The 19,295-nt window shown below is 35.8% G+C and carries 24 protein-coding genes; 12 read left to right on the forward strand and 12 right to left on the reverse strand.

The features are described 5' to 3' along the window. Positions 1 to 106 precede the first annotated feature (106 nt). From E0Y80_RS04120 to E0Y80_RS04140, 5 genes are read left to right on the forward strand one after another with little or no spacing between them, the layout of a single operon-like run. Positions 107 to 925 carry an ATP-binding cassette domain-containing protein gene (locus E0Y80_RS04120; protein ID WP_156306139.1) on the forward strand — a complete coding sequence of 273 codons (819 nt, stop codon included), beginning with the start codon at positions 107 to 109 and terminating at the stop codon, positions 923 to 925. Further along, the gene (locus E0Y80_RS04125; protein ID WP_156306140.1) at positions 922 to 1,704 is read left to right on the forward strand and encodes a hypothetical protein; all 783 of its coding nucleotides are present in this window, start codon (positions 922 to 924) and stop codon (positions 1,702 to 1,704) included. Before E0Y80_RS04120 ends, E0Y80_RS04125 begins: the two co-directional genes overlap by 4 nt. Then, the gene (locus tag E0Y80_RS04130; RefSeq protein ID WP_156306141.1) at positions 1,705 to 2,058 is read left to right on the forward strand and encodes a GntR family transcriptional regulator; all 354 of its coding nucleotides are present in this window, start codon (positions 1,705 to 1,707) and stop codon (positions 2,056 to 2,058) included. A gap of 2 nt (positions 2,059 to 2,060) precedes the next feature. Continuing rightward, positions 2,061 to 2,834, forward strand: coding sequence for a hypothetical protein (locus tag E0Y80_RS04135; protein ID WP_156306142.1), 774 nt, complete (start codon positions 2,061 to 2,063; stop codon positions 2,832 to 2,834). Between the two features lie 8 nt (positions 2,835 to 2,842). Continuing rightward, positions 2,843 to 3,040 (forward strand): hypothetical protein, encoded by a 198-nt coding sequence (locus E0Y80_RS04140; RefSeq protein WP_156306143.1) that lies wholly within the window; start codon positions 2,843 to 2,845, stop codon positions 3,038 to 3,040. A 72-nt stretch (positions 3,041 to 3,112) separates the two neighbouring features. On the opposite strand, the gene E0Y80_RS04145 is transcribed toward E0Y80_RS04140, so the two are convergent. Next, entirely contained in the window at positions 3,113 to 3,667 is a 555-nt protein-coding gene (locus tag E0Y80_RS04145) for a ferritin (RefSeq protein WP_156306144.1), read from the reverse strand. A gap of 150 nt (positions 3,668 to 3,817) precedes the next feature. Here E0Y80_RS04145 and E0Y80_RS04150 point away from each other — a divergent pair, with 150 nt between their 5' ends. The 3 genes from E0Y80_RS04150 to E0Y80_RS04160 all read left to right on the forward strand — a co-directional run bounded on the left by E0Y80_RS04150 (position 3,818) and on the right by E0Y80_RS04160 (position 5,792). Further along, positions 3,818 to 4,759 carry a DnaJ C-terminal domain-containing protein gene (locus E0Y80_RS04150; RefSeq protein WP_156306145.1) on the forward strand — a complete coding sequence of 314 codons (942 nt, stop codon included), beginning with the start codon at positions 3,818 to 3,820 and terminating at the stop codon, positions 4,757 to 4,759. A 3-nt stretch (positions 4,760 to 4,762) separates the two neighbouring features. After that, a complete protein-coding gene (locus E0Y80_RS04155; protein WP_156306146.1) occupies positions 4,763 to 5,038 on the forward strand; it encodes a chaperone modulator CbpM in 276 nt (91 codons plus the stop codon). A gap of 70 nt (positions 5,039 to 5,108) precedes the next feature. After that, on the forward strand, positions 5,109 to 5,792 hold the full coding sequence (locus E0Y80_RS04160) for a phosphoribosylaminoimidazolesuccinocarboxamide synthase (protein WP_156306147.1): 684 nt from the start codon (positions 5,109 to 5,111) through the stop codon (positions 5,790 to 5,792). A 14-nt stretch (positions 5,793 to 5,806) separates the two neighbouring features. Here the strand turns inward: E0Y80_RS04160 and E0Y80_RS04165 are convergent, their stop codons facing one another. From E0Y80_RS04165 to arfB, 6 genes are all read right to left on the reverse strand, one after another. Next, positions 5,807 to 6,673: a hypothetical protein gene (locus tag E0Y80_RS04165; protein ID WP_156306148.1), complete on the reverse strand. Its 867-nt coding sequence runs from the start codon at positions 6,671 to 6,673 to the stop codon at positions 5,807 to 5,809. Between the two features lie 48 nt (positions 6,674 to 6,721). Further along, a complete protein-coding gene (locus E0Y80_RS04170; RefSeq protein ID WP_156306149.1) occupies positions 6,722 to 8,071 on the reverse strand; it encodes an energy transducer TonB in 1,350 nt (449 codons plus the stop codon). A 24-nt stretch (positions 8,072 to 8,095) separates the two neighbouring features. Continuing rightward, positions 8,096 to 9,451 carry a TonB family protein gene (locus E0Y80_RS04175; RefSeq protein ID WP_156306150.1) on the reverse strand — a complete coding sequence of 452 codons (1,356 nt, stop codon included), beginning with the start codon at positions 9,449 to 9,451 and terminating at the stop codon, positions 8,096 to 8,098. 11 nt (positions 9,452 to 9,462) lie between these two features. Continuing rightward, on the reverse strand, positions 9,463 to 9,834 hold the full coding sequence (locus tag E0Y80_RS04180; RefSeq protein ID WP_156306151.1) for a BlaI/MecI/CopY family transcriptional regulator: 372 nt from the start codon (positions 9,832 to 9,834) through the stop codon (positions 9,463 to 9,465). Positions 9,835 to 10,100: 266 nt separating this feature from the next. Continuing rightward, entirely contained in the window at positions 10,101 to 10,598 is a 498-nt protein-coding gene (locus E0Y80_RS04185; RefSeq protein ID WP_156306152.1) for a hypothetical protein, read from the reverse strand. 155 nt (positions 10,599 to 10,753) lie between these two features. After that, entirely contained in the window at positions 10,754 to 11,191 is a 438-nt protein-coding gene (gene arfB, locus E0Y80_RS04190) for an alternative ribosome rescue aminoacyl-tRNA hydrolase ArfB (protein WP_231595919.1), read from the reverse strand. A gap of 66 nt (positions 11,192 to 11,257) precedes the next feature. Here arfB and bshA point away from each other — a divergent pair, with 66 nt between their 5' ends. From bshA to E0Y80_RS04210, 4 genes are all read left to right on the forward strand, one after another. Beyond that, on the forward strand, positions 11,258 to 12,406 hold the full coding sequence (gene bshA / locus E0Y80_RS04195) for an N-acetyl-alpha-D-glucosaminyl L-malate synthase BshA (protein WP_156306153.1): 1,149 nt from the start codon (positions 11,258 to 11,260) through the stop codon (positions 12,404 to 12,406). Positions 12,407 to 12,459: 53 nt separating this feature from the next. Further along, positions 12,460 to 13,167: a UMP kinase gene (gene pyrH / locus E0Y80_RS04200; RefSeq protein ID WP_156306154.1), complete on the forward strand. Its 708-nt coding sequence runs from the start codon at positions 12,460 to 12,462 to the stop codon at positions 13,165 to 13,167. A gap of 25 nt (positions 13,168 to 13,192) precedes the next feature. Next, a complete protein-coding gene (gene frr, locus E0Y80_RS04205) occupies positions 13,193 to 13,756 on the forward strand; it encodes a ribosome recycling factor (RefSeq protein WP_156306155.1) in 564 nt (187 codons plus the stop codon). Positions 13,757 to 13,854: 98 nt separating this feature from the next. Next, the gene (locus E0Y80_RS04210) at positions 13,855 to 14,850 is read left to right on the forward strand and encodes a sugar phosphate isomerase/epimerase family protein (protein ID WP_156306156.1); all 996 of its coding nucleotides are present in this window, start codon (positions 13,855 to 13,857) and stop codon (positions 14,848 to 14,850) included. 54 nt (positions 14,851 to 14,904) lie between these two features. Here E0Y80_RS04210 and purE read toward each other — a convergent pair whose 3' ends face one another. The 5 genes from purE to ffh all read right to left on the reverse strand — a co-directional run bounded on the left by purE (position 14,905) and on the right by ffh (position 19,213). Beyond that, positions 14,905 to 15,405, reverse strand: coding sequence for a 5-(carboxyamino)imidazole ribonucleotide mutase (gene purE / locus E0Y80_RS04215; RefSeq protein ID WP_156306157.1), 501 nt, complete (start codon positions 15,403 to 15,405; stop codon positions 14,905 to 14,907). Positions 15,406 to 15,418: 13 nt separating this feature from the next. Then, positions 15,419 to 16,561, reverse strand: coding sequence for a 5-(carboxyamino)imidazole ribonucleotide synthase (locus E0Y80_RS04220; RefSeq protein ID WP_156306158.1), 1,143 nt, complete (start codon positions 16,559 to 16,561; stop codon positions 15,419 to 15,421). Between the two features lie 8 nt (positions 16,562 to 16,569). Further along, a complete protein-coding gene (locus E0Y80_RS04225; RefSeq protein ID WP_156306159.1) occupies positions 16,570 to 17,082 on the reverse strand; it encodes an NADH-quinone oxidoreductase subunit B in 513 nt (170 codons plus the stop codon). Further along, positions 17,079 to 17,666 (reverse strand): NADH-quinone oxidoreductase subunit A, encoded by a 588-nt coding sequence (locus tag E0Y80_RS04230; protein ID WP_156306160.1) that lies wholly within the window; start codon positions 17,664 to 17,666, stop codon positions 17,079 to 17,081. Before E0Y80_RS04230 ends, E0Y80_RS04225 begins: the two co-directional genes overlap by 4 nt. A gap of 203 nt (positions 17,667 to 17,869) precedes the next feature. After that, entirely contained in the window at positions 17,870 to 19,213 is a 1,344-nt protein-coding gene (ffh, locus tag E0Y80_RS04235; protein ID WP_156306161.1) for a signal recognition particle protein, read from the reverse strand. Positions 19,214 to 19,295: the final 82 nt, after the last annotated feature.

Here is a 19,295-nt window from a genome sequence, read left to right on the forward strand (position 1 = left end):
GCACTCTCAAACAGAGTGCTTCTTTTTTTTGTTTTTTCTTGCAAATTAGAATCTCATTACTATATTTGTAGTGTACTACCATATTAATACACTAAAACTATGAGATATGTTAAGCATAAAATCATTATCGTATCATTATAAACCAAATAGGAATATCCTCTGGAATATCAATTCAGATCTAAAACCTGGGAATATCTACGGCCTCTTAGGATTGAATGGTGAAGGAAAAACTACCTTTCTAAAATTAATTGTAGGTATGTTAATTCCAAAGGATGGAACAGTTGAATACAATGGACATCTCAGTAGTAAAAGAGCTTCAGAATATCTGAATGATGTTTATTTTTTACCTGATCATAGCAAATTACCCGATCTAGGTATTGAGCAGTTCGGAAAACTTTACGGAGCCTTTTACAGCAAGTACGACCATCAACAATTTGTTGACTGTATAAAAGAATTCAATATTCCAGTGGAAAATAAGCTGAAAGCTCTTTCTTTAGGACAGCATCGAAAAGTACATCTTTCTTTCGCTTTAGCCTGTAATAGCGCAGTCCTACTCATGGATGAGCCAACAAATGGCTTGGATATTCCTTCAAAAGCTATCTTTCGAAAATTGTTAACTAAATACATTAATGACGATAGAATATTTCTAATAGCTACCCATCAAATAAGAGATGTCGATACCTTATTCGATCATCTATTGATTATGAAAAATGGAAGCCTTGTGCTTGATGAAAACATCTATCTTCTTTCTAAACAATTTAGAATTAGTAAATCTCCAATGGATGCTGAGCTTGCTCTGTATACCCAGGATGATTTGGCAGGACCTTTTTATCTCATTAAAAATAATCTTGAGGAAGAAAGCAAGCTTGATATTGAATTTATGTTTAATGCATTTACCAATAACCCAAAACCAATAGAACTATGAAAAATATCATCCAATATTTAAAATGTGTGTTTGCATCCAATAAGTATTTACTCTTTGCTATTCCATTAATTGCATTTGTTCTATTTGGAGTTGGATTATATTTCTTATCAAGTCCTGTATTTGATGGCATTATTAATAGCAGTTCAATAATAAAGTCAGATGAAGCATTAATATCGACCTCAAGATTGCGAGATATTAATTGGACAGTAGCTTTAGTCATTGTTCTTCCCTTTTTCTACCTTACAATTATTCCAATAAACTTTAAAAAAAGCTATGATTTTATTCTTCCTATTAAAACTTCGCAAAAGCTTATAACCTATTGTTTCATTGGTCTAATCATTTATTTATATAACCTGCTAGTTGTTTTGGGATTAAATTATATCGTGGAATTATTTTATAAACAAACCTATTGGAATGCCATAATGGAAGCTTTTGATAGAAAAGGACACCTATATCTGACAATCGAAAAAGACTCGATTTTTTATAGTGGAAAAAATGCTTTGCAATATTTTATTACTGTGGGCATTTTCTTAATGTTCTTTCCATTTTATTTAGTGGCTAGCTTATATTTCAAAAAATATAGCTTTTTAATTTCTCTAGCATTAATTTTAACCTTTATGATTTTTGGTACTTATTTAGGATCCAAAATCTGGACCGGAAATTCTAATCTAATTTCCAATCAGACTTATATATTCCTCTATAAATGGTTAATCATCTTTATTCCCGCTGTACTTTGTTACATAGGATTTTATTTCTTTCTAAAAGAAAAGGAGGTATAGATGCAATTTCAATCAGACAAACCCATTTACTTACAGATAATTGATTTGGTAATGGAGAAAATATTAATCGGAGAATGGAAGGTTGGTGAAAAAATTCTATCTGTTCGTGAATTCGCAGCAAGTGTTGAAGTAAATCCAAACACGGTCATGAGATCTTATGATAAATTACAACAAGATGAAATTATTTTCAATAAGCGTGGTTTAGGACTTTTTGTTAAAGAAAATGCTGTCAAGATCATCATGAATGAAAAGAAAGCAAATTTCCTTCAGCATGAAGCACCTAAATTCTTTCAAACTGCCAAATTATTAAACATTGAAATCGACGAATTAATTGAATTATTTAAAGCTAACTAAATATGAAAAAATCAACGTTATTTATTATGGCCGCTGTCTTAATTTTATGGCTTTGCTTGGCCGTAATTAAACCATTAGATGGAAGGGTATTTATAGATTCAAATGAGAAACCAAAGGATTTTATCTCTGGTATTATTAATAATTTTGATAAATCTAAAACTTATAAATATGCATCACTAAAGGGTATCAATCATATTAAATTGCTAGGCTATCCAAATAAAAATGCCTTCATTGAATTCGTCCAATCTGATTCGAATAAAGTTTATTTAATGGAAAACAACCGTTATGTTCCTTATGATTTTGAAAACAGCGCTGATACTTTAGTAATAAAATTAAATGAAAGTGATTTTAAAGCTATTTATATCTATACAAATTCATCTTTAAAAACTCTCATTTTAGATAAATTAAATGCTTCCCTTCGGTCAGTACCAAGAGAAGGAAATTTATCCTCCTTTGAAAATTTAATTGTTCAAAATCAATCTCAGATAATTGGGTCTAATGAATCAAGAGATAATCTCCATAAAATTAATCCAATAAAAATAACTGTAAAAGACAAATCCCATTTGGAATTCCATGGCAGCACATTCTGCAGCATAGATTTAAAACTCAACAATGGAATGCTTATTCTGAACGAAGGTTCCTTCATTGACACGTTGAATGCCAACCTTCAGGGATTAAGTAATATTATTATTGGTAAATACCCTGATGATAAAAGAGTGAAGTTTTTAGAAATCTCTGGCAATTTAGACTATTACAACAAAAGGAAACCGCAATAACAATGATTATGATTTCAAAAATCATTATTAAAATATTTGGGATGTTTATCCTCAGCATATCCTCCTTTCTAACTAGCATTGTAGATCATTTTGTTCCAGTCGAAAATAATCCTAATCATATAAATGCAACGAGTATAAAAAATGAAGGGAAGGAAAGCAGTTTAAAAGAAATCGCATATATTGAAAAAATCAAAGGGCAGAAATAAATTCTGCCCTTCTTTGTTTTTCAAGTTTCATGGCTTTGGGACGCCATTAAATATTTTAGATAAATTGTATGTCTATTCCGGATTATCTGCAGTGGATTCTCTCGCCAAAGTCACCTCATCAGGTGCATTGCCTAAGTACTTATCCAATTCAAATAATGATTCATCACTTGCACGGTCTCCTCCAGCAATTTTTAATTTATCGATCAATTCCATAGCCAATTTTTCTTCTTCGGTCTGTTCTTTAACAAACCACTGTGCGAAATTCCAAGTAGCCCAATCTTTTTCTTCCATGGATTGATTAACAAGGCCATAGATAGCATTTGTGTTATCAACCTCATGTTTAAATACCAGTTCAAAGCATTCTGAAATTGTTTTAGGAAGTTTCTTTGGCTCTTCTACAGCCTCCACCTTCGGTGTTCCTCCACGCTCCAGAATATACATCATAATTTTAATCATATGATTTCTTTCTTCCTGTGCATGTCGAAATAAAAAATTAGCAACACCGCCATACCCTTTTGTATCTGCCCAGCATCCTAATGCTAAATATATCTGAGATGCTTGATTTTCTTTTGTCATTTGCTTTATCAGCGAGGTCTCCATCGCTTTAGAAAGTCTATTGGTATCCATAATAATTCCTTTTTCTATTAGAACAGTTCATAATCGACTTTGTTTCCTTTAACTCCCTTTACTTTTACACTTTTAGATTGTAAATTTGAGTAAAGCTATTACTAAACAAAACCCTACTCAACTTGTTCTTTTTTTAAATCAATAAACTATATGGCATTTTTAGATTATTATAATGTTTTAGGATTGGATAAATCGGCAAGTCAAGATGATATCAAGAAAGCTTACCGTAAGCTGGCCCGCAAATTTCATCCTGACTTAAACCCGAATGACGAAAGTGCGAAGAAAAAATTCCAAGAGATAAACGAAGCTAACGAAGTCCTTACTGATCCCGAAAAACGAAAGAAATACGATCAGTACGGTGAAAACTGGAAACATGGCGAAGAATATGAGAAAGCACAACAGGACTATGCTCGTTCGAGAGGCTCTCGATCAAGCGGCTCTGCCGGTCAAAATCCTTTCGAAGGATTTGATTTCAATAATTACAATGGTAATTATGACACCGGTGAATATTCAGATTTCTTTGAGGACCTATTTGGGTCAAGATTTGGAGGTGGCCGCTCATCGGGAAAACGTGGAAGTTACAGAGGACAAGACTATGAAACCCAAGTAGAATTAACCCTATTACAAGCTTCTCAAACACATAAACAAACATTTACGGTAAATGGTAAAAACATCCGTATTACCATTCCGGCAGGTGTTGAAGACGGTCAAAAGATCCGACTGAAAGGACAAGGGGCAGATGGAGTCAATGGAGGACCAAATGGAGACCTTTATATTACTTTCTCTATAAAACCTGACCATCGATTTAATCGCCGAGGAAATGACCTTTATACTCATATCGATATAGACTTACCAACCGCATTATTGGGTGGGGAGACTATTGTCGATACCCTGACTGGTAAAATTAACGTTAAAATAAAACCAGAGACCCAAAATGGATCTAAAATCCGTTTGAAAGGAAAAGGATTCCCAATCTATAAAAAGGATGGTGATTTCGGTGATCTCTATGCTGAAATACAGGTCAAATTACCGACAAACCTAACAGCGGATCAGAAAAATATAGTAGAACAATTAGCAGATTCATTAAAATAAGCTATGGAAAAGACATTATTTAGAGTAATCGACATCTGCAAAACCAACAATATTGAATATACCTTTGTTCATGAACTCCATAGCAACGGACTTATTCAAATCATTGTACAGGAAGAGCAAGAATATTTAGAGGAAGAGCAGGTGTACCATGTTGAACGTTATTCAACTTGGCACTATGAATTGGATTTAAATGTTCAAGGAATTGAAGTAGTCAGCAATTTGATAGATAAAATCGAGGATTTACAAAGAGAATTGAAGGCCTTAAAGCTAGAAAAGTAAGCATTCATTATGGATAGCCTAGAAATTAGGTCATTTTTTAATAAATTCGCCTCAATTAACTGAAACCATCATGGAAAAAATCTATCAAGGAAAAACAAAAGACGTTTACAGTCTGGGGAACAATCAGATTCTTCTGCAATTCAAGGATGATGTAACTGGAGAAAACGGAGTCTTTGACCCAGGTGCTAATACGGTAGGATTAACAATTGAAGGCGCTGGAAAATCCGGCCTCAAAATGACCACCTACTTTTTTGAAGTTCTGAATAAACTAGGAATACCCACCCATTTTATTTCTTCAGACATTGACAAAGTTCAAATGATTGTAAAGGATGCCAAGGTATTTGGAAAGGGACTTGAAGTTATCTGTCGTTATAGAGCGGTTGGAAGCTTCCTAAGAAGATATGCAGCATATTGCGAAGAAGGTCAAGCTTTGGACAGTTTTGTCGAAGTAACCATTAAAGATGATGAACGTGGAGATCCTGTTATTTCAGAAGACGCATTGGAAATGCTGGGATTACTAAACAAACAACAATACCAAGAATTAAAAGACCTGACCAAGAAAATCTGCGGAATCGTTAAAGATGAATTAGCAAAAAAAGGTCTGGAACTTTACGATATAAAATTGGAATTTGGACACGATAAAACAAATGATCAGATCATTTTAATCGATGAAATATCCGGTGGAAATATGCGTGTTTACAAGGATGGAAAATACGTAGCCCCTTTAGAGTTAGAAAAACTATTTTTAGCGTAAAAAGTCAAGATCCTTCAGTTTCCTGAAGGATCTTTTTCTTTCCCTATACTAAATTCACCTTTTTCCAATATATTTCCCTTTTCATCATAGTATTCAAATACATAGTTATTTGGGCATAAACTAAGTTCTATGGAACCCGTATCTCCCTTTTTTATAAGCTTGAAATAAGAGATCGTCTTATTGGCACCATAAATATCAAAAAGCTTTAAATAAATTATATCCCTGCCTTTTAATAATTCAGCATTCGGCTGTATGGACCAGGGCTTCCTGGAAGTTGAACCACAATCAAATATTTGCCAATACGATTTGTATTGAAGCTCTTCCTTTAATTCCAATGCATTAATTTTTGCTAAATATTCAAATCTACCCAAAGGCAGGTCTCTTGGATTGCCTTCCACATTCAGGGCATAAAACAATAAACTCATACTCTCTTTTTTCCCGTAAGGGATATAGACATGTTTTATGGTCATCCCTTCAGTGGAATAATCTTTCTGAAAATAATCTGCACGATTATAGGTTCGCTTTTCAAAATCTTCTATATTGAATTTCCTCCTTTTGTGCTTGACCGCAACCATATTATAATAAGGCCTTGAGTCTGGAACAACAGAAAATAGAACCTTATCCCCTTTCCTACCTAAGCCTACGGACTTCATCATTCTTGTATCCAATGGATAGAACGATTGAGTTCTCAGCCCCGTATTCCCTGTATCCCGAGGTTGGAAAGATCGATACACCCATACATTAACCCCCTCTTTTTCATTGAAATATTTATCGACATCCGCTGTGAAAAAACCATGGCTAGAAAATTTTTCGGTTTTGCATGAAATGAAGAATATTAATATACATCCCACAAGGAAATTTATCAGGATTCTAATGACCATACCCATAAAATTTATCCTATTTTCAGCCTTTTAGATTTTGTTAATTAATTAAATTTCTGTTAAATTCAATCGGAGTGGAAGGTTATAGTTCACATCTGCTTCCAATCCCTTATATTTTCCAGGTTTCCAAGTTTTTGTACTTTTAACAGCCTTTACAGCAGCTAAACCAGATCCGTATCCAAAATCCTTAACTACCTTAATATCCACAGGCCTGCCCTCTTTATTAATGACAAAGCTAAGTTCTAGCTCTCCTGTTGCACCTGCATCTATGGCCGCTTGTGGGTATTCAAGTGCTTCAGATACATCATTTCTAAATTGATTAATTCCACCAGGATATTCAGGTTTTACCTCAACCTGATCGTAGCTAAACACCCCAAATGTTCCTGTTGCTTTTGCCTCTTTACCAGGATATCCGTCTTTAGATTCTGTCTTCTTGATCTCTTCCTTAGCATTTCCTGTAGCATTCGATTCTGACAATTTCACGGTATCAACTGATGGTTCATTTTCTGCCTGGGCATTCTCCTGCGATGGAGAGCTTATTGCTGTTTCTTCCGATCCGCTTTCTTTGGTTTCTTTATTTGGTGATTTGCAGTTTACTGTTAATCCAAATAACATAACTGCCATCGGCAGGATTGTTAAGTAAAACAACCTGTTCTTTGATTTTGATTTATCTTTAAATATCATTTCTATTCTTTCCTTTAATTGTGATTTATTGGAAAACTCATGACTCAGCTGATGTGGCTCAGCATCCATAGCCTGTGCAACAAGCAGCTCAGCATAGGCAATCCTATCCTCTGAAAAATGCTCGTCAACGATGCATTCATGCTGGAATTTTAATTCGTCCCTCATCCATATAAAAACCGGATTGAACCAATTGAATGCCCTTACCAACTCGACGAACAAAATATCATAACTATGGCCTTGACTAACATGAACCTCTTCATGCTTCTGAATGACCTGATTATCTTTCCCTTCCTCTGCCAACATAATTTTTCCGAAAAATGAATAACTTCTATGTTGTTGAATTTTAGAATTTCCCCTCAACAATATCATCGCTCTGTAGATCAATAAGTATGCAGCAACAACTCCTATCCAATAGCAAAGCATCAACCAGTTCTCTCCAATCCAATTTCTTTGCTGAATTTCCTCCACCGTTTTTGTAATAGCTACAGTATTATTCGCTTTGTTTAGAGTCAGTTCAATAACGGGCAAGGTGACCTGCATCAGCTCTGGAACACGAAAGTCGATAAAAAGAAACAGCGGCATCAGGTATGAAATGAGAACACTGCTTAATAGATACCAGCGGTTCAAGCTGAAAAAGGTCAATTTCTTTAATCCAAATCTGTAGATCAAAAAGAAAATTAGCAATGCTAGGTTCGATATCAGAAGGTAGTTCATAGCTATTCAGTTTATTTCTTATGTTTACGTTTGTGTAAGGTCAAACCTAATCGGAAGCAAATATCTGACAGCAACGGGTTTTCCATTATGAATTGCAGGCTTCCAATCTTTGGTTTTTTTCAATGCCTCAACACTTTGTTGAGCCATGCCGTATCCAACATCTTTAGCTACCTTAATATCCTGAACCTTCCCTTCAGTATCGATTATAAAACTGAGCTCAACAGTTCCTCTTGCTCCAGCATCGATAGCTGCTTGGGTATATTTCACTGTCTCCCCGACCGTTTTTTTAAATTGATTTAACCCACCAGGATATACTGCAGGAACTTCTACCTGATCAAAATCCATAACATCATCAATCTTCGATTTTGGTTCTGGAAAAATAATTTTTTCCTCTTCAATATTTTTTGAATTCACCTCAATAGGTTCTGAAGAACTACTCTTCTCCTCCTGCACACTTTCAGCAGCGAATTCTTCTACCTTTGAAACGCTTGAATCAGTCATTGCATCATGTCCAGTAGTTGCAATGGTATCGACAGTACTTGAACTCGATTCCTTATTTGGTGATTTACAATTGATCGTCAGACCTAAAAGCATAGCGGCCATAGGCAATACCATTAAGTAAAATAATCTGTGTTTTGAATTTGATTTATCCTTAAATATCATTTTTATCCTTTCCTTTAATATTGATTTATTGGAAAACTCATGGCTCAAATGATGAGGATGAATATTCATGGCATAAGCGACCAAAAGCTCCGCATACGCAACCTTGTCTTCAGAAAAATGATTGTCTACAATACATTCATGTTGGAATTTTAGCTCATCCCTGATCCAAAACAAGATTGGATTGAACCAATTGAATGCCCGAATAAGCTCCACAAAAAGTAAATCATAACTATGACCTTGCTTCACGTGCAATTCTTCATGAGCTTTGATTAACGATTTCTCCTTGACTTCAGCTCCAATATTGATGTAATTGAAAAATGAATAGCTTCCGTGTTTCTTCGCAGAAAACTGCTTCGAAAACAATAGTAGAATCCTAAATCCTATCATTGCAAGCGTTACAATTACGCCGATCCAGTATAACAATTGAACCCAATTACCTACGACCCAATTCTTCTCCTGAACCATATTTGTTGCAATAGGTACCAGTTCTTGCTTAGGCTTTCCATTTAAAGAAAGATCTAAGATTGGCAAAGTGACTTGCATCATTTCTGGAACTTGGAAATCAATAAATAAAACCAACGGAACCAGATAGGCGATAAAAATACTGCTCAACAAATACCAGCGGTTTAAATTGAAAAAAGTCAATCTCTTAAGTCCAAATCTATAGATCAGAAAAAATAATGCAAGAGCCAAGTTCGATATCAATAGATAATTCATAGCGATCTATTTTATTTCTTATGTTTCTGAATGAGTTTCATGATCTCATCTAAATCCTGCACATCCAGTTTCTTTTCCTCCAAAAAGAAAGAAAGCATAGAGCTAGCAGAATTCTCAAAATAACCTTGTAATAGTTTTCCGGTTATGAGTTTTTTATATTCTTCTTTTTCAATCTTTGGAAAATAACGATGGCTTTTTCCAAAAGACTCATGATCCACAAAACCCTTGGTCTCGAGAATCCGTACAATAGTAGATACAGTATTATAGGCAGGCTTTGGTTCCGGAAGGATTTCAATAATATCTTTAACAAATCCTCCCTCAATCTCCCACAAACTATGCATAATTTGCTCCTCGGCCTTTGTAAGTTCTTTTAATTCGTCCATTATTCTATTAATATTAAAAAAGACAATATTGCCTATAATCGATTATAAACCTAAAGTATAACTACGTTTTTAGTTATACAACTAAAAACTTAGTTAAATACTTGGATAAATTACAATACACTGTTAATCAGTATTATAATTTTTATAAAAAATAAATATTAAAGGAAAATGTATCGGATAGAATTGATTTACTTAAGATTGAGCACGAGTAGTATCAAGAATATTATTTGTCGATTTTATTATTTTAAAGAAAAGAAAAAGTATTATTATTCCTCTTCTAATTCAATTGGAACAACCAATGTTCCATTATATAATATATTTAACGGTTTATCAGTTTTATAAATACTATCTTTTTTTAAGTTTAATGAGAACCTGATCCCAATAGTATTTGGAGTTGTTGAAGTAGTAAAACTCATAAATTCAAATGAGTTATTTTTGCTGTTATCCAACCTATATCCATTTTTAATAGAAGCACAATGTTCACAATTAGCCTCAATTAATCCAGCCAAATATGATTTCTGTTCGCCCATATTTTTATCATCCCTCTTAAAACCTAAGTCTAAACGTTCATTTGACCCTCCAAAAACCATAATATTTAACATACTATCTTTTGGATGATAAAAGCCTTTAGCGGATGAAATGTTCCAAGAATCTTTATCCTTAAAGATTTGTGAAACAAATGAGTGTTCTTTAGGTATTTCAATTCCAGGTTTGGTACAGGAAAACAATAATGTAAATAGACAGATGAGGAGTAAAGATTTCATATAGTTTATATTTTAATTCAATCATCTTATTTACAAAATGGCCTAATCTTATAAATCAGATTTATATCACAAACTTATGAAATATTTTTTTCTAATTGAATTATGCAAATCCAATTAATTTCAAACCACCGTTTTAATAGAAGCTAAATATGAAATTATTCCTCATGTTTCCACCGACGATCAGACTTTTTGGAAGCTTGTCTTTTCTTACGGTCTAATCGCTCTAAAATAATTGATTTGGGAATTTTTGTTGGGATTCTTTTAGGATCAACTTTTAATGCTTCTTCGATTAAATTTAAAAATCGTTCTATTACTAATTCTTTGTTCTTCAATTGGCTCCTATCTATGCTTGAATCTAATTGTAAAAGCCCCTCCTTAGATATACGATTAGCCAATTTCTCCCTGATTAAATTTTTCTGATCGGAATCAACTCCTTGAGATGCTTCTAGATCCCAATTCAACATCACCTTCGAAGAAACTTTGTTCACATTCTGTCCGCCCTTACCTCCCGATCTCGAAGTTTTAAAGCTCAATTCTTGAATTAATAATTCTTTATTTACACGCATTTGTAATAAAATTACAATTTTTTCCATTCCACTTAAAATTTTGCGTGACTATATAGATACCATTCTTATCTTTAAGGAACGAAAACGGAACTTATGAAAATAGGCATAGTATGTTATCCAACTTTTGGAGGCAGTGGAGTTGTAGCAACCGAATTAGGTAAAGCTTTGGCGAACAATGGACATCAAGTTCATTTTATCACCTATAGCCAGCCTGCTAGACTTGACTTCTTTTCAGAAAACTTATATTATCACGAAGTAGCAATTAACCAATATCCATTATTCGATTTCCCACCTTATGAAACGGCTTTAGCAAGCAAGCTTGTTGATGTCGTGCGTTTTGAAGGTTTGGATCTATTACATGTCCATTATGCGATTCCGCATGCTTCTGTTGCCTTCCTTGCAAAACAAATCTTAGAAACATATGGAATCAACATTCCTGTTGTGACCACTTTACATGGAACGGATATTACTTTGGTAGGTAAAGACAAGAGTTTCAGCCCGGTAGTTACATTTTCAATTAACAAATCCGATGGTGTTACGACCGTTTCCGAAAATTTAAAGGAACAAACCCAAAGTTATTTTGATATTACAAATGATATTAAGGTCATCCCGAATTTCATTGACCTTCAACGATTCCATAATAAAAATCACGAACATTTCAAGAAAGCCATTGCTCCTAATCAAGAACGAATCATCGTTCATACCTCAAACTTTAGAAAAGTAAAACGTGTAGAGGATGTGGTAAAGATTTTTCACAAGGTAACTCAGAAGGTACCAAGCAAATTATTGATGGTAGGTGATGGTCCTGAGCGTCGAAATGCGGAAGAATTGGCTAGGGAACTGGGTATAATGGACTGTATCAGATTCTTGGGAAAACAGGATGCTATCGAAGAAATTCTTTCAATTGCTGATCTATTCCTGATGCCTTCAGGTTCAGAAAGTTTTGGATTGGCTGCTTTGGAGGCTATGGCCTGTAAAGTTCCAGTGGTATCTTCAAATACCGGCGGTCTGCCAGAATTAAATAAAGAGGGTTTTAGCGGATTTTTAAGCGAAGTAGGTGATATTGATGATATGGCTAAAAACTCAATTTATATTTTGGAGGATTGTCAAAGATTAAATGAATTCAAAGAAAATGCATTACAACGTGCTAAGGACTTTGAATTGAGCAAAATCGTCCCAATCTATGAAGAATTTTACGCACAAGTTATTGAAAAGGTAAAAAAAGGAAATAAATCTAATTAATCGCAAGCAAAAAGTCATATCTTTGGCTTTTGGAACTATTCCAAAAGTCAAATATGAAATACAAACGCATCCTACTTAAACTTAGTGGCGAAGCTTTAATGGGCGAGCAAAGCTACGGTATCGACATTAATCGTGTTCAACAATACGCACAAGACATTCAGGAACTTCATAGCTTAGGCATGGAAATCGCCATCGTCATTGGTGGTGGTAACATTTACCGTGGACTGAGCGCTGAGAAAGCCGGAATGGACCGCGTTCAAGCGGATTACATGGGAATGTTAGCTACTGTCATCAATTCAATGGCATTACAAGATGCCCTTGAAAAGGTCGGAATGAAAACCCGTCTGTTAACAGCGATTAAAATGGAACAAATCTGTGAACCATTTATCCGTAGACGTGCTGTACGTCACTTAGAAAAAGGACGTATCGTCATCTTCGGTGCCGGAACAGGAAACCCTTACTTCACAACAGATACAGCTGCTTCCCTACGTGCCATTGAAATCAATGCCGACGCCGTGTTAAAAGGTACTCGCGTAGATGGTATTTACACTGCCGACCCAGAAAAAGATCCTAATGCAAAGAAATTTGACCAAATAACATTCACAGATGTCTATGAAAAAGGATTAAATGTGATGGATATGACTGCATTTACTCTTTGCCAAGAAAACAACCTACCTATCATCGTTTTCGACATGAATAAACCTGGTAACCTATTGAAATTAGCCAATGGTGAACATGTTGGAACTGTAGTAAGTAATTAATTTTAAGCAAATAATAAATCAAGATATGAACGAATTCATTTCACTTCAACTGGACGAATGCAAAGATGGCATGGCTAAAGCTGTTGCTCATACAGAATCTGAATTAACTAAGATTCGCGCTGGAAAAGCTAGTCCCGGTATGCTTGATGGAATTTATGTTGATTATTACGGCACAGCAACGCCATTATCGCAAGTTAGCAACATAAACACACCTGACGCAAGAACAATCGTTGTTCAACCATGGGAAAAAAACCTCCTTTCTACGATTGAAAAAGCAATCATGGAATCTAATATTGGATTAAACCCTCAAAATGACGGCTCTATAATTCGTTTAGCTGTTCCACCGCTTACTGAAGAACGTCGTCGTGACTTAGTGAAAAAAGTTAAAGAAGAAACTGAAAAAGGTCGCGTAGCTGTTCGTAATATCCGTAAGGATAGCAACGAAGCGATTAAGAAATTAAAAAATGATGGCGCTTCTGAAGATGAAATCAAAGCCGGTGAAGCGGAAGTACAAAAACTAACCGATTCTTTCATCGTTAAAGTTGATCAATTAGCCGAACTGAAAGAAAAAGATATTATGACGATCTAGTCATTCTTTTCAAGATTATTCTCAAAAGGATTCTTAAAATTAAGAATCCTTTTTTTATTAAAAATTTACCTATATTCATTTAATAAATTACATTCTGCATGACACAATCAAGAAGAAATTTCATCAAGCTTGCGAGCATGGGATTAGTTGGCGGTCTGGTTGCTCCACACTTGATTTCATGCGATAGCATGAAAAAAACACCGGGTTCACCCCTCAAAAACATAGGCTTGCAACTATTTACTCTACGTGAACTGCTAGCTCAAAATCCTCAAGAAGTTTTAAAATCTGTCTCTAAAATAGGTTATACTCATGTGGAAACCTATGGTGCTGATCCAACTAACGGAACCCTATGGGGTGTATCCATTGATGAACTCAAGAAGATTTTAAATGACAACAACCTTAAAACGCATAGTGGCCACTATGATTTAGGAAAATACTTAGATAAAGACAGTACGGATAAAGAAAACATTGAGAAATATATTGAAATTGCTCACAACCTAGGTCAAGAGTATATCATTGCTCCTGTTCCTCCGATGCACAAATTAAATAAACTCAATCAATCCGATTATCAATACATGGCCGAGCAGCTGAATAAAGCCGGTGAGATGTCCAAAAAAGCTGGTATTAAAATGGGTTACCATAACCATTTCTGGGAATTTAAAGAGTTTGGAAATGGAACAAATGGACTTGATGTCCTTTTGGCATTTACTGAAAAAGACCTCGTGGATTTCGAATTAGATATGTTCTGGATTACTAAAGCTGGTGCCAGTCCACAATCTTATTTCGACAAACATCCTGGCCGCTTCCCCCTATGGCATATCAAAGATATGGACAGAGCATTCTCAACTCCTTTGGATATCAATAAAATTGATCCAAAAACAGGCAAAAGAGATACCCTGGATCTAATGGAAACTTTCAAGAACATAAAATATACGGAAGTTGGAACGGGTAGTATCAATTTTATGAACATATCTCAATTTGCCAATGAAAGTGGTTTGAAATATGCTTTCGTTGAACAGGATGAAATCTATACTCCAGATAAATACGCAAGTATCAAAAAGAGTTTTGATTATATGCAAAAGAACTTTAAATAAAATAGAAAAGGCGGAATTGAATTTCCGCCATTTTTATATCTCCATTTCAAGAAATTAGAATACTAATCTTTCTACTTCTTCAGCGGATTCTTCAACTTTTTCCCTTAGTTCATTTTTGAACTCCTGTATTCTTGTCACCAAGTTCTCATCACTAGTCGCTAAGATCTGAGCAGCTAGGATCCCCGCATTTTTAGCTGCATTTAAAGCTACTGTAGCTACTGGAATACCATTTGGCATCTGCAAGATTGAAAGTACGGAATCCCATCCATCAATCGAATTTGAAGATTTAACCGGAACACCAATAACTGGAAGATGAGTAATAGAGGCTACCATTCCCGGTAAATGCGCTGCACCACCCGCTCCTGCAATAATCACCTTGATTCCTCGACCTGCGGCTTGCTCCGCAAAATCAAACATACGCTTCGGTGTACGGTGTGCCGAAACGATCGTTAATTCGAAAGCCACACCTAAATATTTTAAAACTTCAATGGCATCTTGCATGACAGGTAAGTCTGACTTGCTCCCCATGATCACAGCTACTTTAGCGTTTTCCATTTTTCTAATTTTATTATGCTATTACCTTAATCAAATTCTGAACCTTTCGCGCAATCTCGATCGCTAATGCACGATCTTGATTGACAATCGTGACATGCCCCATCTTGCGAAATGGCTTGGTATATTTCTTACCGTATAAATGCACATATACCCCAGGAATGCCTAAAGCTTCCTCAATCCCTTCGTATTTTGCCAAACCTTCATATCCCGCTTCTCCTAATAAATTGACCATAATTGCGTTTGCTCGCGATGCTGTATCGCCCATGGGTAAATTAAAAATTGCTCGCAAATGTTGCCCGAACTGAGAGGTGAAGTTCCCCTCTATCGTTTGGTGTCCTGAATTATGTGGTCTTGGCGCTAATTCATTTACAAGTATATCTCCATCCTTCGTCAGGAACATTTCAACAGCTAACACGCCCACTATCTGAAGGTCATTGGCAATCTTCATCGCAATACTTTCAGCTTTGGTCTGTATGTCAAAAGAATAGGTCGATGGAGATATTAAGAATTCAACTAAGTTCGCCTGTGGGTTAAATTCCATTTCTACCATCGGAAAAGTGGCCATCTCACCACGATCATTACGGGCAACCATCACCGCAATTTCCTTTTCAAAATCAACCAGTTCTTCAACAATGCACGCTGTATCAAATGCATCCTCAAAATCTGCCGGACTATTTATTCTTTTAACCCCTTTACCATCATATCCATCTTTACGCAATTTTTGAATAAATGGCAGCTGTATTTGGCTTGATGCTAATCCTTCTTTATTGGATATAAATTGAAATGCCGATGTTGGAATATCATTTTGCTTAAAGAATTGCTTCTGCAATCCTTTATCTTGAATCAACCTGATAACTCTCGACTGTGGAAATACCAATACACCCTCATTTTCCAAAGCCTCTAAGGCATCTACATTTACTTTTTCAATTTCAATAGTAACCATATCAAGGTCTTTACCGAAATTATAAACCGTATCAAAATCAGAAAGGGAGCCGATCTCAAATTGATTGCACAGTTTTTTGCAAGGTGCATTTGGATCGGGATCCAATACATGAATGTTAACATTAAAGTTTATTGCTTCCTGGATCAGCATTCGACCTAACTGGCCTCCGCCTAAAATCCCTAGGCGCAAATCACCATAAAAATCTTTAGCCATATTTTATTCTATTGCTCCACTGCTTCTGGGAATATATCCCCTTTCAGTAAAGACTGTTGTTCTATTATTTTCTGTAATTCTAAGAAGGCACCTATCAGTGCTTCTGGTCTTGGTGGACATCCTTGCACATACACGTCCACTGGAATAATTTTGTCCACCCCTTTAACGACATGATATCCGTGCTGCCAGTAAGGTCCACCACAATTTGAACATGAACCCATTGAAATAACATATTTCGGATCGGGCATTTGTTCGTATAGTTTTTTAATCCGATCAGCCATCTTAAAGGTAACTGTACCAGCGATGATCATTACATCAGACTGTCTTGGTGAAGGCCTTGGAAAGACTCCCAATCGATCTAAATCATAGGTCGATGCCATTGCACCCATCATCTCTATCGCACAACAAGCAATCCCAAAACTAACCGGCCACATCGAAGATAGTCTAGCCCAATTTAATAGGTCATCCATCTTTGCAATGATTACCCCGTTATTTTGCTGCAAATGCTTATCTAAACTCATGATTCTGAACTTGGTTTTTTAAATTTTGGTTTAAAACCCATTTTCACGGGTGAAGATGCTTTTTCTGCAAGAACCTCTTCTATTTCCTGTTCCTTATAATCTCGAATCTGGTATTCTTTTGAATTCAATTGTTCATAGGCCGAGGCTGGAATCCCAACAGGTACCGTGGGCTTTTGATGCGTAGGCTTTATCCAGCTGATATCCCCACTCTTCCACACATACCATAATCCAATGATTAAAACTCCTAGGAAAATTGCCATTTCTATTAAGGTAAACCAGCCCCATCTCGAATCTGCAGCAATGAATTCCGCATTTCCAAAAACTGTCGCCCATGGAAAAATAAAAATTAATTCCACGTCAAATAGAAGAAATACCAAAGCAATAACATAAAATCGAGGATTAAATTGAACCCATGAAGTTCCAGTGGTCTCTTCACCACATTCATAAGTGCTCAATTTGATAGGATTTGGATTTTTAGGGGAAAGAATACGAGCTAAGAACATGGTGGCACTAACCAATATAACAGCAATAATTGCCATCAATAGTATTTTACCATATTCCGATATCTGCCCGGGGTCGTCCATAATGCAAAATTAACAATTAATTCAATTCAATTTATAGGATTTTAGCTTTCTTGTCTAATCAATCTACACTAATATACAAAACAAGCAAACAAACATCAATAGAACAGGTCAATACTCCATAAATTATACCCTAATTAAACAAAAAAAAGGGTTGCAGCTCAAGCTGCAACCCTTTGTCTTTTTATCAAGGCATAATGCAACCCTTAGAAAGGTTTCCCAGGCATCTTAGGCATATTGCGCATCATTTTCGCTGCCATACCTGGATTTGACATCTGTTTCATTACCTTACGCATATCTGAAAACTGCTTCATCAGCTTATTCACTTCATCAAGACTGGTCCCCGAACCTTTCGCAATACGTGCTCTGCGCTTAGGATCGATAGCATCAGGATTTTCACGCTCAAATGGAGTCATCGAATCAATAATCGCTTCAATCGGCTTGAATGCATCGTCATCTATTTCAACATCCTTAATCGCCTTACCGACGCCAGGAATCATCCCCATCAAATCCTTCATATTACCCATTTTCTTAATCTGCTTGATCTGTGATTTAAAATCATTGAAATCAAACTTATTCTTGCGGATCTTCTTCTGAAGTTCTGCCGCTTCCTTCTCATCAAACTGCTGTTGCGCACGCTCAACTAAGGAAACAACGTCACCCATACCTAAAATACGCGAAGCCATACGGTCAGGGTGGAAAACATCAAGTGCCTCCATCTTCTCACCTGTACCAATAAACTTGATCGGCTTATTGACAACAGATTTAATGGACAAGGCTGCTCCACCACGTGTATCACCATCTAATTTAGTTAATACAACCCCTGTAAAATCCAGACGATCGTTGAAAGCTTTCGCTGTATTCACCGCATCTTGACCTGTCATGGAGTCAACCACAAATAAGATCTCATGTGGCTGGGTCGCATCTTTAACTGCTGTAATCTCATTCATCAGCGCCTCGTCAATTGCTAAACGACCCGCCGTATCAATGATAACTACGTTATTTCCATTTCTTTTTGCCTCTTCAACACCCGCAACAGCAATTCCAATCGGATCGGTAGATTCCCGATCAACATAAACTGGAACGCCAACCTGCTGGCCTAAAACTTCCAACTGATCGATTGCCGCCGGACGATAAACGTCACCTGCAACCAACAATGGCTTCTTGTTTTTTGATGCCTTTAAAAAGTTAGCTAGTTTTCCAGAGAACGTAGTTTTACCCGCACCATTCAATCCCGCAATTAAAATAATGGTTGGATTCTTGGTAATTTCCAGCTCAGTAACTGTTCCTCCCATTAACTCAGTAAGCTCATCATTCATAATCTTGGTCAATAATTGACCCGGAGAAATGCTGGTCAATACATTCTGACCTAATGCCTTTTGCTTAACTTCATCGGTAAACGTTTTCGCAGTTTTATAATTCACATCGGCATCTAATAATGCCTTGCGAATTTCCTTCATCGTTTCTGCAACGTTGATTTCCGTAATATTGCCTTGCCCCTTTAATACTTTAAAGGCCCTGTCTAACTTATCCTGTAGATTTGAAAACATCTTTTAACTTTCTATTAATCAATACCTTGCCCAATCCCCAGCATAAAACTGAAGATATTTGTAAAACATTTGTTTTGACTTT

Source organism: Sphingobacterium endophyticum (genome assembly GCF_009733535.1).
GTDB classification, from domain to species: Bacteria; Bacteroidota; Bacteroidia; order Sphingobacteriales; family Sphingobacteriaceae; genus Sphingobacterium; species Sphingobacterium endophyticum.

Coding starts and splice junctions, on each gene's coding strand:
- E0Y80_RS04220 (WP_156306158.1), bottom strand. CDS start 16,561: ATGGCTAAAGATTTTTATGGTGATTTGCGCCTAGGGATTTTAGGCGGA.
- E0Y80_RS04155 (WP_156306146.1), top strand. CDS start 4,763: ATGGAAAAGACATTATTTAGAGTAATCGACATCTGCAAAACCAACAAT.
- E0Y80_RS04130 (WP_156306141.1), top strand. CDS start 1,705: ATGCAATTTCAATCAGACAAACCCATTTACTTACAGATAATTGATTTG.
- E0Y80_RS04230 (WP_156306160.1), bottom strand. CDS start 17,666: ATGGACGACCCCGGGCAGATATCGGAATATGGTAAAATACTATTGATG.
- E0Y80_RS04225 (WP_156306159.1), bottom strand. CDS start 17,082: ATGAGTTTAGATAAGCATTTGCAGCAAAATAACGGGGTAATCATTGCA.
- E0Y80_RS04160 (WP_156306147.1), top strand. CDS start 5,109: ATGGAAAAAATCTATCAAGGAAAAACAAAAGACGTTTACAGTCTGGGG.
- ffh (WP_156306161.1), bottom strand. CDS start 19,213: ATGTTTTCAAATCTACAGGATAAGTTAGACAGGGCCTTTAAAGTATTA.
- bshA (WP_156306153.1), top strand. CDS start 11,258: ATGAAAATAGGCATAGTATGTTATCCAACTTTTGGAGGCAGTGGAGTT.
- E0Y80_RS04170 (WP_156306149.1), bottom strand. CDS start 8,071: ATGAACTACCTTCTGATATCGAACCTAGCATTGCTAATTTTCTTTTTG.
- E0Y80_RS04150 (WP_156306145.1), top strand. CDS start 3,818: ATGGCATTTTTAGATTATTATAATGTTTTAGGATTGGATAAATCGGCA.
- E0Y80_RS04210 (WP_156306156.1), top strand. CDS start 13,855: ATGACACAATCAAGAAGAAATTTCATCAAGCTTGCGAGCATGGGATTA.
- E0Y80_RS04125 (WP_156306140.1), top strand. CDS start 922: ATGAAAAATATCATCCAATATTTAAAATGTGTGTTTGCATCCAATAAG.
- E0Y80_RS04175 (WP_156306150.1), bottom strand. CDS start 9,451: ATGAATTATCTATTGATATCGAACTTGGCTCTTGCATTATTTTTTCTG.
- E0Y80_RS04165 (WP_156306148.1), bottom strand. CDS start 6,673: ATGGTCATTAGAATCCTGATAAATTTCCTTGTGGGATGTATATTAATA.
- E0Y80_RS04145 (WP_156306144.1), bottom strand. CDS start 3,667: ATGGATACCAATAGACTTTCTAAAGCGATGGAGACCTCGCTGATAAAG.
- purE (WP_156306157.1), bottom strand. CDS start 15,405: ATGGAAAACGCTAAAGTAGCTGTGATCATGGGGAGCAAGTCAGACTTA.
- E0Y80_RS04120 (WP_156306139.1), top strand. CDS start 107: ATGTTAAGCATAAAATCATTATCGTATCATTATAAACCAAATAGGAAT.
- E0Y80_RS04185 (WP_156306152.1), bottom strand. CDS start 10,598: ATGAAATCTTTACTCCTCATCTGTCTATTTACATTATTGTTTTCCTGT.
- arfB (WP_231595919.1), bottom strand. CDS start 11,191: ATGGAAAAAATTGTAATTTTATTACAAATGCGTGTAAATAAAGAATTA.
- pyrH (WP_156306154.1), top strand. CDS start 12,460: ATGAAATACAAACGCATCCTACTTAAACTTAGTGGCGAAGCTTTAATG.
- E0Y80_RS04135 (WP_156306142.1), top strand. CDS start 2,061: ATGAAAAAATCAACGTTATTTATTATGGCCGCTGTCTTAATTTTATGG.
- E0Y80_RS04140 (WP_156306143.1), top strand. CDS start 2,843: ATGATTTCAAAAATCATTATTAAAATATTTGGGATGTTTATCCTCAGC.
- frr (WP_156306155.1), top strand. CDS start 13,193: ATGAACGAATTCATTTCACTTCAACTGGACGAATGCAAAGATGGCATG.
- E0Y80_RS04180 (WP_156306151.1), bottom strand. CDS start 9,834: ATGGACGAATTAAAAGAACTTACAAAGGCCGAGGAGCAAATTATGCAT.